Source organism: Wolbachia endosymbiont (group B) of Limnophora tigrina (genome assembly GCF_964263235.1).
Classification (GTDB): domain Bacteria; phylum Pseudomonadota; class Alphaproteobacteria; order Rickettsiales; family Anaplasmataceae; genus Wolbachia.
Genome location: NZ_OZ181655.1, coordinates 645,448 through 661,201 on the forward strand (window position 1 = coordinate 645,448; position 15,754 = coordinate 661,201).

Annotated in this window: 16 protein-coding genes and 1 pseudogene; 9 read left to right on the forward strand and 8 right to left on the reverse strand. The window is 34.9% G+C overall.

The window, feature by feature from the left end:
• Window positions 1–17 precede the first annotated feature (17 nt).
• A complete protein-coding gene (locus ACE38O_RS03235; protein WP_374698210.1) occupies window positions 18–2,324 on the reverse strand; it encodes an AAA family ATPase in 2,307 nt (768 codons plus the stop codon).
• Window positions 2,325–2,677: 353 nt separating this feature from the next.
• On the opposite strand from ACE38O_RS03235, the pseudogene ACE38O_RS03240 reads away from it, so the two are divergent.
• Window positions 2,678–3,766 (forward strand): annotated as a pseudogene (locus ACE38O_RS03240) (IS481 family transposase).
• Between the two features lie 29 nt (window positions 3,767–3,795).
• On the opposite strand, the gene ACE38O_RS03245 reads toward ACE38O_RS03240, so the two are convergent.
• The 3 genes from ACE38O_RS03245 to ACE38O_RS03255 all read right to left on the reverse strand — a co-directional run bounded on the left by ACE38O_RS03245 (window position 3,796) and on the right by ACE38O_RS03255 (window position 6,825).
• A complete protein-coding gene (locus ACE38O_RS03245) occupies window positions 3,796–4,110 on the reverse strand; it encodes a head-tail connector protein (RefSeq protein WP_374698211.1) in 315 nt (104 codons plus the stop codon).
• 157 nt (window positions 4,111–4,267) lie between these two features.
• A complete protein-coding gene (locus ACE38O_RS03250) occupies window positions 4,268–4,579 on the reverse strand; it encodes a hypothetical protein (RefSeq protein WP_374699074.1) in 312 nt (103 codons plus the stop codon).
• A 317-nt stretch (window positions 4,580–4,896) separates the two neighbouring features.
• Window positions 4,897–6,825: an ankyrin repeat domain-containing protein gene (locus ACE38O_RS03255; RefSeq protein ID WP_374698212.1), complete on the reverse strand. Its 1,929-nt coding sequence runs from the start codon at window positions 6,823–6,825 to the stop codon at window positions 4,897–4,899.
• A gap of 103 nt (window positions 6,826–6,928) precedes the next feature.
• On the opposite strand from ACE38O_RS03255, the gene ACE38O_RS03260 reads away from it, so the two are divergent.
• On the forward strand, window positions 6,929–7,057 hold the full coding sequence (locus ACE38O_RS03260; protein ID WP_374698213.1) for a hypothetical protein: 129 nt from the start codon (window positions 6,929–6,931) through the stop codon (window positions 7,055–7,057).
• Window positions 7,058–7,542: 485 nt separating this feature from the next.
• Here ACE38O_RS03260 and ACE38O_RS03265 read toward each other — a convergent pair whose 3' ends face one another.
• Together ACE38O_RS03265 and def are read right to left on the reverse strand one after the other, a co-directional pair.
• Window positions 7,543–8,364 carry a uracil-DNA glycosylase family protein gene (locus ACE38O_RS03265; RefSeq protein WP_374698214.1) on the reverse strand — a complete coding sequence of 274 codons (822 nt, stop codon included), beginning with the start codon at window positions 8,362–8,364 and terminating at the stop codon, window positions 7,543–7,545.
• A complete protein-coding gene (gene def / locus ACE38O_RS03270) occupies window positions 8,354–8,893 on the reverse strand; it encodes a peptide deformylase (RefSeq protein ID WP_374698215.1) in 540 nt (179 codons plus the stop codon). Before def ends, ACE38O_RS03265 begins: the two co-directional genes overlap by 11 nt.
• 149 nt (window positions 8,894–9,042) lie before the next feature.
• Between def and ftsA the strand changes: the two genes are divergently transcribed.
• The 5 genes from ftsA to map all read left to right on the forward strand — a co-directional run bounded on the left by ftsA (window position 9,043) and on the right by map (window position 11,926).
• Window positions 9,043–10,281 (forward strand): cell division protein FtsA, encoded by a 1,239-nt coding sequence (gene ftsA / locus ACE38O_RS03275; protein ID WP_374698216.1) that lies wholly within the window; start codon window positions 9,043–9,045, stop codon window positions 10,279–10,281.
• A 41-nt stretch (window positions 10,282–10,322) separates the two neighbouring features.
• Entirely contained in the window at window positions 10,323–10,664 is a 342-nt protein-coding gene (locus tag ACE38O_RS03280; RefSeq protein ID WP_374698217.1) for a MazG-like family protein, read from the forward strand.
• Window positions 10,665–10,773: 109 nt separating this feature from the next.
• Window positions 10,774–10,977, forward strand: coding sequence for a hypothetical protein (locus tag ACE38O_RS03285; RefSeq protein ID WP_374698218.1), 204 nt, complete (start codon window positions 10,774–10,776; stop codon window positions 10,975–10,977).
• On the forward strand, window positions 10,964–11,128 hold the full coding sequence (locus ACE38O_RS03290) for a hypothetical protein (protein ID WP_374698219.1): 165 nt from the start codon (window positions 10,964–10,966) through the stop codon (window positions 11,126–11,128). Before ACE38O_RS03285 ends, ACE38O_RS03290 begins: the two co-directional genes overlap by 14 nt.
• 15 nt (window positions 11,129–11,143) lie before the next feature.
• Window positions 11,144–11,926 (forward strand): type I methionyl aminopeptidase, encoded by a 783-nt coding sequence (map, locus tag ACE38O_RS03295; RefSeq protein ID WP_374698220.1) that lies wholly within the window; start codon window positions 11,144–11,146, stop codon window positions 11,924–11,926.
• Window positions 11,927–11,968: 42 nt separating this feature from the next.
• Here the strand turns inward: map and ACE38O_RS03300 are convergent, their stop codons facing one another.
• The gene (locus tag ACE38O_RS03300) at window positions 11,969–13,180 is read right to left on the reverse strand and encodes an MFS transporter (RefSeq protein ID WP_374698221.1); all 1,212 of its coding nucleotides are present in this window, start codon (window positions 13,178–13,180) and stop codon (window positions 11,969–11,971) included.
• Between the two features lie 212 nt (window positions 13,181–13,392).
• On the opposite strand from ACE38O_RS03300, the gene rsmH reads away from it, so the two are divergent.
• The gene (gene rsmH / locus ACE38O_RS03305) at window positions 13,393–14,346 is read left to right on the forward strand and encodes a 16S rRNA (cytosine(1402)-N(4))-methyltransferase RsmH (protein ID WP_374698222.1); all 954 of its coding nucleotides are present in this window, start codon (window positions 13,393–13,395) and stop codon (window positions 14,344–14,346) included.
• A gap of 353 nt (window positions 14,347–14,699) precedes the next feature.
• On the opposite strand, the gene ACE38O_RS03310 is transcribed toward rsmH, so the two are convergent.
• Entirely contained in the window at window positions 14,700–14,999 is a 300-nt protein-coding gene (locus ACE38O_RS03310) for an NADH dehydrogenase ubiquinone Fe-S protein 4 (protein WP_374698223.1), read from the reverse strand.
• Between the two features lie 145 nt (window positions 15,000–15,144).
• Between ACE38O_RS03310 and ACE38O_RS03315 the strand changes: the two genes are divergently transcribed.
• Window positions 15,145–15,753 carry a 50S ribosomal protein L25/general stress protein Ctc gene (locus ACE38O_RS03315; protein WP_064125514.1) on the forward strand — a complete coding sequence of 203 codons (609 nt, stop codon included), beginning with the start codon at window positions 15,145–15,147 and terminating at the stop codon, window positions 15,751–15,753.
• The last annotated feature ends 1 nt before the right edge of the window (window position 15,754 follow it).

Genomic DNA, 15,754 nt, shown 5'->3' on the forward strand with positions numbered 1-15,754 from the left:
AGTTCAATACAAGGATTTTAAACTATATCAAAAGCAATTTTATTTTCTACCTTATTCATATAGATTCTTAATTTCTTTCCTTTTATTAATTTACGATTCAGTATTTCTTCCGCTAAGTAACTTTTTATCTCTTTTTCAATAAGTCTCTCTATCGGACGTGCTCCCATTTCCTTACTATAACCCATTTGTACAAGATAAGATTTCACTTCATCCTCTACCAAGCAGTTTATGCCTTTTTGCGTCAGTTGCTTTTTCAGTTCTAGGACAAATTTATCCACAATATGCAAAATCACATCCGTACTTAAGTCAGAAAAAGAAATAATCGCATCAAGACGATTACGAAATTCAGGGCTAAAAACCTGTTCTATTGCTTTTTCGCTATCACCAATGTTAAAATTTCTATGCCCAAAGCCAACAAAACTTTTGCTGCGTTCAACTGCTCCTGCATTAGTTGTCATAATTAAAATTATATTGGAAAAGTTAACTTTACGTCCGTAAGTGTCTGTAACACAACCATAATCCATAATTTGTAGCAATATATTATAGATATCGCTATGGGCCTTTTCAATTTCATCAAGCAGCACAACACTATATTGATTGTTAGATACAGACTCTGTGAGTAATCCACCCTGATCATAACCTACATATCCAGGAGGAGAACCAATCATCCTTGATATCGTATGAGATTCAATATATTCGGACATATCAAAGCGCATAAGATTCATGCCCATGCTTTCTGCTAATTGTTTTGCTAGCTCGGTTTTACCAACACCGGTTGGCCCTGCAAAAAGATAATTTGCTAAAGGCTTATTGTAATTTCTCAACCCAGATTTAGCAATTTTAATAGAATTAACAAGAGATTCTATTGCCTGCTCTTGGCCAAAAATCACCTTTTCTAGATTAGCTTTTAAAGACTTTACTTTCTGCAAATCATCAGATTCAGATCCGCAAGGCACATTTGTAATTCTAGTAATGGTATTCTTAATATCTCTACTATTTACAATTTTACCCCTGTTTCTTAGCAATTTACAATATGCCCCTGCCTCATCAATAACATCAACCGCTTTATCAGGTAATATTCGCCCAGTAATATACTTATGCGAAAGTTCAGCCGCAGACCTAATGGCATTCTTTGTATAATATACTCCATGATACCCTTCATAGTAGTGCTTTATGCCATCTAGTATCTTTATCGTTTCATTAACAGAAGATTCTTTAACATTAATTTTTTGAAACCTTCTCGCTAGTGCTTTATCTTTTTCAAAACTAGTGCTGTATTCTCTATATGTAGTTGCACCTATGCAGCGCAATGTGCCTCTCGCAAGTGCGGGCTTGAGCAGATTACCAGCATCAAGAAAGCTACCACTTGTAGAACCTGCTCCAATGATAGTGTGTATTTCGTCAATAAAAAGAATAGCACCTGGTTTTGCCTCAATTGCTTTTATTATAGATTTTATTCTCTCTTCAAAATCACCTCTGTAGCGTGTCCCTGCAAGGAGTGATCCTAAATCCAAAGCATAAATTATACTGGACCTGAGCGCATTGGGAACACTGCCTTCAATGATCTTCAATACCAAACCCTCAACTATTGTTGTTTTGCCAACACCTGGGTCTCCAACATATAAAGGGTTGTTTTTTCTACGCCTCAATAATATTTCTATAGTGCGATTTAATTCATAATCACGACCAATAACATAATCTATTTTTTTGCTTCTTGCATAGTCATTTAAATTTTTACAATAACTTTGTAGAATTTCCTCATCTTTTAGTAGCTCACCTTTATTTACTGTAGTAGGAGCGTCATTATTTTTATCAAGTTTTACTTTATGATTGGTGGTGTATTCATCTATATCGTTAGAGTATTTCATATTAGATATATGGTAAATCAAATTGGAATCTTTCGCACTTTGTTTCTGCAATAGATCTTCAACGTATAAATCTTGCCCAGACAAAATTTCTACTAGAACACTTGCTCCATTTATTTCTTTTTTCCCCAAGCTATGAGACCGTATTATTGCTCTGTGTATTATGCATTGAAACATTGAGCTAGGTTTAACTCCACTGATAATCAATTCAGAACTGCTTTGTAAAAACCCTTTTATATTATTATTATAATCATTAGCCTTAATATTGCATCTTGATAGAATGTTATCCATATTGATGATTTCATCGGCTCTGATATTACATCTTGATAAAACGTAATTTACATCCACGTCTTTAGTTAACACCAGCAATAAATGTTCTACTTTCGCATATTTTAGATTAAAATTAGAAGCAATGAGTAGCGCTCTATTCAAACTTGCCTCTAAGTTTTTGGAAATCATCTCCTATTCTCTTTAAAAGTGGGAACTCATATATAATGAATAGCACACAATTATTAAAAAAATTGAAATCCAGCAGTTCGCTGTAGCCAATTTGAATCCCCACTCTGGATCTACGTGATAGCACCGCGATATCTCAACATAGATTCCGCTAATGAGTAGCGGAATGACGAGTTTTACGCTTATCAAGTTGTAGGTAAATCCTATTTAATACGCTTTTTCTAGTACTCTGCTTTTCTTCTTAAATGCATTGATCTTTTTTCTACCGCATTTAGTCTTTAACTGTATTAAATAGGACTTGATCTGACACTTAAAATAAGTAAGTTATAAAATAATAAAAGAAAGGAGTGTTAGAAATGAGTACAATACAAACAAAAATACTAAAACCAAAGCTAGGGTTATTAGAGCTAGCAAAACAACTAGGAAATGTATCTCAAGCATGCAAAGTGATGGGATACTCAAGAGATACATTTTATCGGTTTAAGGAGTTATATGAAAATGGAGGAGAGGAAGCATTACATGAAATAAGTAAGAAAAAACCGCTATTAGCGAACAGAGTTTCCGACGATATAGAAAGAGCAGTGATTGGTATAGCAACAGAATTTCCAGCATATGGGCAAGAAAGAGCTGCAAATGAACTGAGAAAAAGAGGTATAATAATTTCTCAGGGAGGAGTAAGGTCTGTATGGCTAAGAAATGACCTTGAAACTCTCAAAAAGAGACTTAAAGCGCTAGAGACAAAAGTAGCTTAAGAAGGAATCATTTTAACTGAAGAACAACTTACAGCTTTAGAAAAAGTTAAAGAACAAAGGGAAGCTCATGGTGAAATTGAGACACAACATCCAGGTTATTTGGGTTCTCAAGATACCTATTATGTGGGCAATATCAAAGGTATAGGGCTAATTTATCAGCAGACTTTTGTTGATACTTATTCGAGAGTTGCAATGGTTAAACTTTACACGGACAGAACAGCTATTACAGCTGCAGACCTCCTCAACGATAGAGTTATTCCATTTTTTGATGAGCAGAAAATTCCATTATTACGCATTCTAACTGATAGGGGTACAGAGTATTGTGGCAAGCCAGAAAATCACGCTTATCAGTTATATTTGGGAATCGAAAATATCGATCATTCTAGAACCAAAGCCAACTCTCCACAAACCAATGGCATATGTGAAAGATTTCATAGAACCATGCAAGATGAGTGTTACAATATTATCTTTAGAAAGAAAATCTACAATTCTTTGGAAGATCTACAGATTGATGTTGATTATTGGTTGCGTTCTTATAATGAGACAAGGCCTCACTCGGGTAAGTATTGCTATGGCAAAACACCTATGCAAACGTTTTTTGATAGTAAATATATTGCTTTTCAGAAAAACATTAGTAGCATTAAACAAGAGCCTGATATTAGTTTTGACTACCTCAATTCTTCTGTCAGTTAATTCTTGTCTGTCACATTAAATCTTGTCTTTTACAACTTAAGTGTTCTCTTTTCTTGATCTTTAGATATCGTTGCAGTAGCCAATACTATCTTACTCACAGGGCCATAGCTTAAATAGATCCTACGAGGTACATAATCTTCATATGAAACTTGCCATGTTTGTTTCATCAGTGACTTTTCCATGTGCCACTCAGCATAATCAGTTGCCATAAAAATTAGATCTGAAATCAACTTATCATCTTGGTCGTTCTCAATACGTAAAAAAGATTTAATCTCTTCTAGAGTAACCGGAAGAGATTTAGGTTTGGATTTACGTTGCACATGTATTCTTGGTGAATTTGACATATAGCCCTCCTTATAAATATATTTTTGTTATTCTAACGCCAAGTTTGTTTATAGTAAGTGATGTTATGTAAACTGGAAAAAATTATGCTTTTCAGTTGGATCTAAGGCACTGGAATGACGAGAAATTGAATGACACCACGATTATGCGATAAATTCTTTATCTCATGAATATATTGAGAAGAGAACGTATTAAAGCTGTTTCTCCTTTTTTATTGATAAAATTTGAACTTATAGCATATTCAACTAGGCTAGATTTTAGTAGATTGACATTTTGAGAATGAATATCGTTGAAGATGGAATTTAACTCTTTAGCAAGCAGACTGCGAAATTTTTGCACACTGTCATATGCGATATTTTCAAGTTCATGTGCAAATTTATCTTGAGCTATAGTTGTTATATCTTCAATTTCCTTATTAAACTCCTCTAGCTTTTTTTCGTTATTTTTAAAATTTTTCGTAAAAGTTTTCATATCAATTAAACTCAACTACTATTATGATTATAATGATAATGAAAAACTACCGAAGTAAAAAATTCACACTACTTGCAAATACTTTTACGCGCTAGGGCTATAGGTGTCATCCAAGTACCCCCTTCCCGTCATCTGAGTAGCCTCCTTTTCCTGTCATCCCGCGCGGAACAATTAACCGTCATACCGTCACGGTATCTCTAGATCCCGCTAACAAGTAGCGGGATGACGATTGCCAGGGTGTCATACAAGTAGCTGACACATAACTGTACGAACATTACCTCCTGGGACAATGTTCGTACAACTGTGGGTGCTAAGTTTTACAAACACCGTTGTGCTGAATCTTGAATATCCACTTCTTTCAATTCAGTGTCAGGAGCGATGGGTTTTGATATTGTGTATGTAATGCCACCGGCTATCAGTGCAGATACCACAGAAGCTGCAACTATTAATAGAGCAGACAATCCGGAAGCAATACTAAGAGCAGCACCTACTACTAACATAGCTGCAAGGCTCGCGTAGGCAACTTTTGGGGAAAATTGTCTTTTTCCTACTTTTTCTAGTGACACTTCATTTGTTTTAGTTTTTGTTTTGCCTAACTCACCCTTAAGTGGTGTGTTTTCATTTTTCAGATTTTTTATTTCTTGTCTTAGTGATTCATTCTCTTTATTGAATTCTTTCAACTTAGCCTCATGTCCAGCTATGCAACTTTTTGATTCTTCTAGTTTCTTTTGCGTTTTTTCTAACAACGCTTCTGCTTTAGAATACTGACTTTCTGTTTTGTCTAATTTATCTTTAAGCGTTGCGTTTTCATTTCCTAGATCTTGCATTTTTTGTTTTAGTGATTGATTCTCTTCCTTTAGTTGAGCACGTAATTCTTTTGACTTAACTTTGCGTTTTTTAACCTTTTCTACTTCTCCTTGAGCTTCCGTTGCATTGTGTGTTTTGGAATGGGAAGAGGCACTAGATACAACCTCAGATAGCTTGTTTAGTCTATCTATTAGGTCTTCATCCTTTATCAATGAGCGATCTGCTCCATGCTTTATCAAAACATTAACATTTGCTTCACTTTCTACTAGATATTCTATAATTTCTACATAACCACGTGTAGTAGCATAATGTAAAGGGGTATGTCCATTTTTATCCTGTACATCAACTTTTGCTCCACATTCTACCAAAAGTTTCACTGATTCTTCATTATTGTTTGCAACAGCATGGTGTAAAGGAGTCAATCCATTTTCATCTTGTGCATCAATGTCTTCTCCATTTTCTAATATAGATTGGCCTAAAGCTTCAGATTCATCTGCATCAAAACATATTCCACTGCCGTCACTACTACTTTTATTTAAAAAGATCTGTTCACCATTATATGTAGCACCGTATTGTTCCGAATGTTGATTATGACCGGTTTGTTCTATGCGCTTCTTATTGGCAAGTGGTGGTTCTGCCTCTTGCAATTTTTGCGCTTCAGCATCTTTTTCTCTTGTAGCCTGTTCTATTTCTAATGTATCATCTAATGTGTTTGTATTGTTTTCATTAGTGATTGAGTTTGAAAAAGTCTGTTTATTCTCATCTTGTACATAGATTTTTCTGTTGTTTGGTGTAATTCTACTATTCTCTTCCTGATGTTTTGCACCCCATGCTTGCACTGCAGCAGTTACGTTATTTCCGTTCACAGCTAAATTTCCTGGAGTTTTATTATTAGGCTGCAGTAAAGTGCCTTGTCTATAAGTTTGTCTTCTCGTAGCTATTGCCTCAGCATCACGTTGTTCTCCTTCCTCTAACATTTTTATTATAGCCTTTTTACCTTCTACATCGCCGACAATATCCTTTGGAGTTCGGCCTTGACTATCTTTTAGTAAAGGATTTGCGTTATTGTTCAATAAAAGCTGAACTATCTCTTGATGACCATGCAAAGCAGCAATGTGCAAAGCAGTTAGCTTAGACTTAGCTCCATCAAGTTCATATATTGGTTCATTAACTTTTACTTCCTTTGCTAGTAGGAGTTTTACTATTGGTACACTGTTACATTCCACAGCAATATGTATCAACATATAATTTACAATTTTGCCTGACTCTGATACACTGAACATCTTATCTATCTTCAAATTGTTATAAGTGTTATATACTCCTAAGTCTGCATCTTTTAGCTTACTCCCTATTCTTTCAAGCAAATTATCCTTATTCAAATCTTTACTCTCACTCACATTGCGTATTATTTCAAAAAACTTTTTCTTTTCTGTTACCATAACCTTTTCTTTCAATTTATTTATTATTGCTGAACAGTCTCACAAAAAAGTTAAGTTTGTCGAAATTCCATGTTTGATCTGAAAATTAGTCATAAACATTTTCTTGTCTGTCATCCAAGTAGCTGATACTGGTTTGCTCTATAATGGTATCATTCCAGTACCTTCTCCTGTCATCCCAGTGTCTGGGCACTGGAATGACACCATTTCCATGAATATTGCTCTTAATTTGTAACTAACCTAAGCCATGAATATTAAGAAATTTACCAAGCGAAAAAAAAGGCAAAAGAAGCCCTAGTCATTGTCTATTTTCAGTATTGGCGTTTTTTAAGTCTTAAACGCTGCAATTTAGCTGCTTTTAAATGCAACTAACCTTAGCTTAAATGTTTAAGAAATTTACTAAGCAGAAAAAAAGGCAAAAGAAATCCCGTGTTAGCTAGTTGTCACTCTCTAATCCTGCAAATTGGCGTACTATACTGTCTTAAACGACTTATAAGCGCGTTTCAGCTTGTGTAGGTAAAAACCTAGAAATATTGTGAAGACATAAGGTGCACATAGTGCAAAAAATTAAAAATAAGACGCCAACTACGTTGTTTTCTTGCTGTTTAATCTGCACAGATGAAGATAACTGAATACCTTCAGTTTCATGATAAGGGGGCTGGCGGAGTTTGTCAAGTAAGTTTTTTCGTTTCTGCGGGCTACTTCTCGACACCAGTGGTGTTAAGTATTCGTACAGTTATTGGTATTATTAAGATACTCCCTAATCTTCTTTAAATCCTCCCAGGCTAAACGTTTTTGCATTGGCTGACGCAGTAGGTAAGCTGGGTGAAATATAGCAGCTGTAGTGATTGAGTGAGATAAATATTGGTTAGTGTACGTATGAAATCTACCACGCAAATTCGATATAGTTTTTGTGCTGTCAAGAAGGCTATAACACGCAATTCCCCCGACCAAAATTAGAATTTGCGGTGAAACCAGTGCAACATGCTTCTCAACAAATGGTCTGCACATATCAAGCTCTAGGTCGGTTGGCTTTCTATTGCCAGGTGGGCGCCAAAATAAGGTATTGCTTATGTATACCTTAGTGCGATCAAGATTGATTGCATTTAACATTTTATCGAGCAACATTCCACTTGCACCACAAAATGGTATGCCTTGAAGGTCTTCATTTGCTCCTGGAGCTTCACCAACGAGCATAATTTTTGCGTTTGGATTACCATCGGAAAAAACAGTATTAGTTGCAGTTTTTTTTATCTCACAACCTTCAAATGATTCAACTGCACTTCTTAGTTCATCCACACTACTACATTTACTTGCAAGTTTCCTTGCTTCAATTATCCAATCACTTGGAAACATGTCTTTTCCATCTTTAGTGTCACCCCAGCACGTATCTGCATCTTTCTTCTGGGTCCCAGTTTGGATAACAGAGGGTTGCACACCCTCTTTGCTCTCCAACTTTTTTTCCTCTTTACCCTCTGTTAGTGTGCAATCAACGCCCACTTCATGGTAAAATTTTAATAATTCTAGGTCTTCATTGCTCATAATGCTTTTTAACCTTTTGTGCTTTTTTCATGGCCATATCATACTTCAATTTAGATAAATGTCTAATATATAATATGCCATTTAAGTGATCTAGCTCATGCTGAATACACCTTGCGAGCCAGCCGCAAGCTTTTAGCGTCTGTTCCTCATTATTTAAATCCTTATATTTCACAGTCAAATATTTTGGACGCTTAATTTCATAGCTTTGCTCTGGAATTGAAAGGCACCCTTCTTTGAGAATTACTTGTTCATCGGATAATTCCGTAATTTCAGGGTTAATCATGTAAAATTTGCCAGTCGATTCATACCCTACTGGCTCGTCTTCAGCTCGAGAGAGCTGAATGTCCATAACAAAAACTCTCCTCAGCACTCCAACTTGCACTGCAGCAAGGCCAAGACCTTCTGCATCGTACACAGTTTCGAACATGTCGTTTACTAATTCTTTAACTTTATCGTTTATATCTGTTACTTCACTGGCACGTGTGATTAGTCTTTCATCAGGGGCAATTACAATTGGTAATATGGACATAAAATGGACATAAAAATTATAATTCTATGTTTTGCTTTTCCTTTTGTCCAGAATTTAGTGTATATTAAAATGTTGCTATATCTATAATAGAAATATAAATTATTAAAGAAAGCTACAATTTAAATGAAATTGCGTAATAAGGTTAACTAATGTACTCTGCAGTAATAGCAAAACCAAAGAGAAACGTTTTTGCTGTTTTAGACATAGGTACAACAAAGATTATTTGTCTAATCGTTAAGATAAATAGCAATTTCAGCTGTAAAATAATAGGAACAGGTTATAAGATCGCAGAAGGTGTAAAAGGTGGGTCGATAACTAATGTAAAACATGCAAATTACTCCATCTCATCAACTATAGGTTTAGCTGAGCAAGTGTCAGAGGAAACTATAGACCAGATATATGTGAACATTGCTGGATGTGGCATCTCATCTTTTAATGTACATAATGAAATTATTGCAGCTAATCATGAAATTTCTGACCGGGATATAAAACGTGTAGTTTTTCAGACGTTTGAGAAATATATTGAAGAAAATGTTATCATTCACAATATACCACTGAAATATCACTTAGATGACATGACTGACATAAAAGAAGTTGGTGGATTGTACGGAAAAAGACTATCTGCTGATGTTAATGTTGTCACTGCTTCGCGTCCAGCGCTTACCAATATTGAAAACTGTATTACCAATAATGGTGGATTAAATATGGCAGGTTGTATTGCTTCTGCATATTCTGCAGGTCTTGCCTGTCTAAGTGGAGATGAAAAAGAGCTCGGGACTGCTATTGTTGATATAGGCGGTGGGTGCACTGCAATTGGAATTTTCAAAAGAGGGAAACTTGTGTATGCAAGCAGCGTTCCAATTGGTGGCGTTCATATCACTCGAGATATTGCTTACGGGCTATGCACAAGCATAGAACGTGCAGAGTATATAAAAATACTGTATGGTAGCACTATCGTAACTTCAATAGATGAGAACGAATATATTACAGTGCAAAATAGTGAAAATGATGAACCTACTCAAGTATTAAAATCTGAGCTTATTAACATCATAAGACCAAGAGTTGAAGAAATACTTGAAATGGTAAGAGAGCAATTTCAAGAGCAGAAAGATCCAATTAATAAAGTAGTGATCACAGGTGGAACTAGTCAACTCACAAGCATGAAGGAAATTGCAGGCTATATATTCAATAAGCAAGTTCGAATTGGGTGCCCTGAGTCTTGTAGCGGTCTTGATGGCGAATATGATAAAAATCCTGTATTTTCTGCTGCTATAGGTTCTATAAAGCTAATAGTTGACACTTTTTATAAAAATAACTCTGGAATGCTCGGTCAAGATGGTAAAATAAGTAAGTTGTACCATTGGGTTAAATCAAAAGTTACAGTTTAATTTTACTGAATGAAATTCTTATATCTATCAAAGGAAACATTATGAATAAAAAACATTGTTTCAAAATTAATAAACTTGTTCGTGATCATACAACTGAAATTATACGTTCCCATGGAATTATTGTTTATGAGAGGGTGATGGAAAAAGATGAATACATTGAATGTCTCAAAGATAAACTTTTAGAAGAAGCAAAGGAGGTTATTGCCTCTAAAACTTCAGATGAAACCCTTGAAGAGTTAGCTGATTTATTTGAGGTCATACATGCATTAGGCAAAGAAAGTGGACTATCTATAGAACAAATTGAAGAAAAGCGTATCTCTAAAAAACAAGAGAGAGGTGGTTTTGAGAATCGTATCTACCTTGACCACCTTTCATACAAATGACTTGACACTAGGATCCATGGGACTTATTTTTGCTAGAGAAAAATTTTTAAAGAGATGGAAGAGAAAATGAAACTGATTGAACGAGTAATAGAAAAATGGAAGGGTTTGTATGATGAAATTTCACAATAAAACCTATGTCAAGCATACAATTGTACAAACGTTGTTGGTTGCCGTGCAGTTCTTGCCTCCAATCCAAGTAGCCCTCCTCTTGTCATCCCAGTGCGTGACACTGGGATCTAGGTATCAAAATATTTTCAAATCATTCAATGAACAACAGATTCTAGGAGCATACAATATCCATGATGAAAGATAAAATAGGCTGGATCCCAGTGTCAAGCACTGGGATGACAGGGAAAAAAGGCACTCGGATGACACCATTTTTTGTACTTTTGCATTCAAAGCTTCAATGTTCGTACAATTATATGTCAAGCAGTGGAGTCTACTACGCAAGACGTGAATTATAATAAGAAAGGGAAAATATGAACATAACTATACACTCACAAGAAGACTTTGAGTTTATGCGCAAGGCTGGCAGGCTTGCTGCTGAAACTCTTGATTTCATTGCACCATATGTAAAGGTAGGAGTGACAACTAATGAGTTAAATGATCTATGTCATGACTTTATAATCAAGGCAGGTGCAATTCCAGCACCACTAAACTATAGGGGGTATCCAAAGTCAATTTGCACCTCAAAAAACGCCGTTGTATGCCATGGCATTCCTGACGATAAACCGCTTAAAGATGGAGATATTTTGAATATTGACGTTACGGTGATTTTAAATGGCTGGCATGGTGATACAAGTCGCATGTTTTGGGTTGGCAAGCCATCAATAAAAGCAAAACGTTTATGCGATGCTACTTATGGTGCATTGATGGAAGCAATTAAACAAGTTAAACCCGGCAATAAGTTAAATGAAATAGGGCTTGCTATAGAAAAATATATTAGAAGTTTTGGATATTCTATTGTACGTAGCTATTGCGGACATGGTATAGGAAAAGTCTTTCATGCTCCACCAAATGTAGTGCATTTCTACGATCAAGATGAAAATCTTGTCTTGAAGGAAGGTATGTTTTTTACAATAGAGCCAATGATTAATGCTGGAAAACATGAGACTCTGCTCAGTAAACTCGATGACTGGACAGTAACAACACGTGATCTTTCACTTTCTGCTCAATTTGAGCATACACTTGGAGTAACAAAAGATGGTGCTGAAATATTTACATTATCGCCTAAGAATTGGCATTTCCCACCATATAATTAGATTTTTTTAAACTCTGCAACTATACTTGGATCTTGAAGAAAGCTAACCCTTAACTTGTGATATAGCAACTAGCCCAATTAATGCACAGAAAATCATGTAAAAACTAGCTGAAGTCTCTTGTCCTGTAACTTTGATAATTGTTGTGCATATAAATGGTGCAAGGCCACCAAAAAATCCAGCAGCTATATTTCTTGACAAGCCAAATCCGCTGTACCGAACCTTTGTTGGAAATAATTCACACATAAATGCACTGACAGGACCAAGCGATGCAGCTATTGGAATTATAAAAAGAATGTGTGCGATTATGGTTAGCAAATTATCACCACTTGGTATCATTGAAAAAACTGGATAACTCACTATCACAAAAGTTATAAATGCAAACTTCATAACTTTTTCTCTTCCTACCTTATCAGAAAATATTGCAAACAATATTGTCAATCCTCCGAGCGCAATTTGACTCAGTATTTCTACCATATGGTTAAAATGAGTATTTATTGTTGATGTAAGCACATTGAAAAATACCAGATATATGTAAAGAGATGAGTTTTCAACTATATCAACCCCAACTGATATCAGAAAAGGTTTTTTATAGCTATTCAATAACTCTTTTAATGGCAGTTTAGATAGATTTTTCTGTCTTTTATACTCTGGGCTTTCATCAAGTATATACCTCGTATATATGCTGATTAGTCCCATTGCTAAACTGAAAATGAAAGGTAACCTCCATCCCCAAGATTCAAAATCAGATACTTTCCTGCATATGAGTACCGCTATCAGGCTTAATATTGAACCAAGAATTGCACTTAATACTTCAATGCTGCCAAAAAATCCTTTTTTGTTTTTAGGAGCGTGTTCTATTAAAAATGGTGCATTTCCTGCTTCTCCTCCAAGGGATATACCCTGTAATAACCTTAAACAAACTACCAGTATTGACGCTAGTATTCCAATACTTTGATACCCTGGAACAAAAGCAATTAATACAGTTGATAAAGTCATTAATATAATCGAGAGCAATAAGGCAACTCTTCTGCCATGCTTATCACCAATGTGACCAAATATAGCAGCGCCGATTGGTCTCATTAAGAAACCCACTGCAAACACTCCAAAAGCCTTCAATACGCTGGTTAGTTGATCATCCGACGGAAAAAATACATTACCAATTATGTTTATTAAGTGGCCAAAAAGCATGTGGTCATACCATAATAAAGTGCCACAAATTAAGCTTGATAGTATTACTTTTGTTATCTGCTGCACAAAATCCTCTATAATTTGTTTGATATTAAGTAATATTACTTACTTTTTCAAACGTGAATTATGTAAATGTTATATTAATAATACTATCTTATTAAATTTTAATATTTTTATATCGTTGATTATATTTAAATATCCTTATACTATACCTATATGTTTCCATATATTTTTTGGCGAGAAAGTTATTTTAATTTAAGTGCACAAAGTCTCTTGCTATGACACATACTCCAGTTTTATTAAAAGAGATGCTATCGCAACTTTCACCGCAGGATGGTGGTATATATGTAGACGCCACATTTGGAGCTGGAGGATATAGTAAAGCAATATTGGAGTCAGCTGATTGCAAAGTATATGCAGTTGATAGAGATGAAACGGTAACTAAGTTTTATGATGATTTAAGCGTTAAGTATCCCGATAGAATAAAACTATTCATTGAGAAGTTTAGTAATATTAAAAGTATACTAAGCAGCGTTGAGCCATCTCCTGTCATCCCAGTACTTGATACTGGAAAAAATAACTGGTCACGCGCTGGAATGAAATCAAACGGAGTGGATGGGGTGGTTTTTGACATCGGAGTTTCATCTATGCAGCTTGATAACGGAGATAGAGGGTTCTCATTTCTGCATGATGGTCCACTTGATATGAGCATGGATAACTCTTCTTACATAAACGCTTCAACGTTTGTTAACGCTTTACGCGAAGAAGAAATTGCAAATACTATATATAACTACGGAGGAGAGCATCATTCTCGCAAAATTGCAAGAGCAATAGTAAATGTACGAAAGAAAAAAACTATCAAAACTACATTTGAGCTTGCGAACATTGTACGTTCTGTGGTGTTCCGTGGAAAAAGCAAAATTGATCCTGCAACCAGAACATTTCAGGCAATCAGAATATGGGTAAACGATGAGCTGGGAGAACTTGAGAGGGGCATTAAAGCTGCATCTGAAATTTTAAATGAGAATGGCAAATTAATTGTTGTCACCTTTCATTCCTTAGAAGATCGCATAGTCAAAACTTTTTTTAAAGATTTATGTGAACCAAAATCTGCTGATTGTAAGATATTCTCTCTTCTAAATAAAAAAGTGATCAAAGCAAGTATAGAAGAAGTAAATGCAAATCCACGTTCACGCTCAGCAAAACTAAGAGCTATACAGAAGTTGTCATGAGAACTTTCTGCATCATCTCAATAGTTATGTTTTTTCTTAGCATTGTAGAACTATTTAAGATAAAACTACATGTTCAGTCATTAAATAGAGAGCTAATAAAAATAAAAAGTGAAATTAGTTTAGTACAAAGTGATATAAAAGTTTTACAAGCAGAGTGGAGCTATTTGAATAATCCAAAAAGACTTGCAAGCCTTGTAAAGAAATACCTAAAAAATAACTCTTTAATACTGGCTAGCCAGGTTAAAAATCTTGACTCTTTAAATGGCCGCAGTGTGTTAGCACAACTTAAAACCCAGAGTTAAATTGGTTATACTAAGCTTTATCTTTTACAGATAAGCACACCACAATAAACCTTACTTTGGTATGAAATTGCTTGCGTAAGATTTTGGCAGCCTCTTAACATTTTTTGGCATTTCAATTACGTATTTAACGTTGCGTTTTTTTGCGTAGAATACTGCTTTTTCAAGAGAATTAAACTTTAATACAATCTGTTTTTTTGGATCTTTTGAGCCAACCCACCCCATTAAAGGTTCAATGTAGTAAGAACCAGATTCAATTTTTAGGTGCCAGAGATTTGTATTACCTAAACCAGATTGTGTTGCAGTTTTTGTTGGTCTATAAATCTTAAAAACTACTTTATCATCAATGCCCATAATTCTTGTTAAATAAGCTTAAATATATATCTAAATAAATCCTTTCACAAACAATTAGTATGAAAGAATGAAGTTTGAAATAAATATTTTTATGTTATATTATTATTAAATTATATTAAAAGGATTAGCTGAATAGGAGTAATCGATGACGCAACAAGAAATAGTAACAATTAATGCAGAGTTACGTGATATAACAAAAACAAAAGCGATGCATTCTCTAAGGAAGAAAGGAAACATCCCTGGAATCATATATGGAAAGGGTCATGATAATGTAAATTTAACATTGTCTGCAAAGGAATTCACGAAGCAATATAAATCAGGCTCTCTTTCTGCACATTTGATAGAGCTGAATATTTCGGGCAAAAAGGAATATGCTCTTGTTCGCGATATCCAATTGCATGTAGTAAAGGATACTGTGCAACATGTTGATTTTCAATTTGTTGATAAAGGCAGCGAAATTAAAATAGACATACCTCTATCATTTGTGAATGAAAGTAAAGCTCCAGGGATCAAGTTAGGTGGAGTGCTTAATGTTTTGTGTCGTTCTATTACTGTTAAATGCTCTCCTGATAAAATACCTCAGGTTATAGAAGTTGATTTATCTGGTAAAATGATTGGCCAATCTATACATATCAACGATGTAAAATTACCAGAAGGTGTTAAGTTTGTAGCTCATGAAGAAGAAAATTTTACTATTGTTACAATTTCTGCTGCCGATAGTGACGTTGAAGAACCTCAAGCAGAAACAGAGTAAT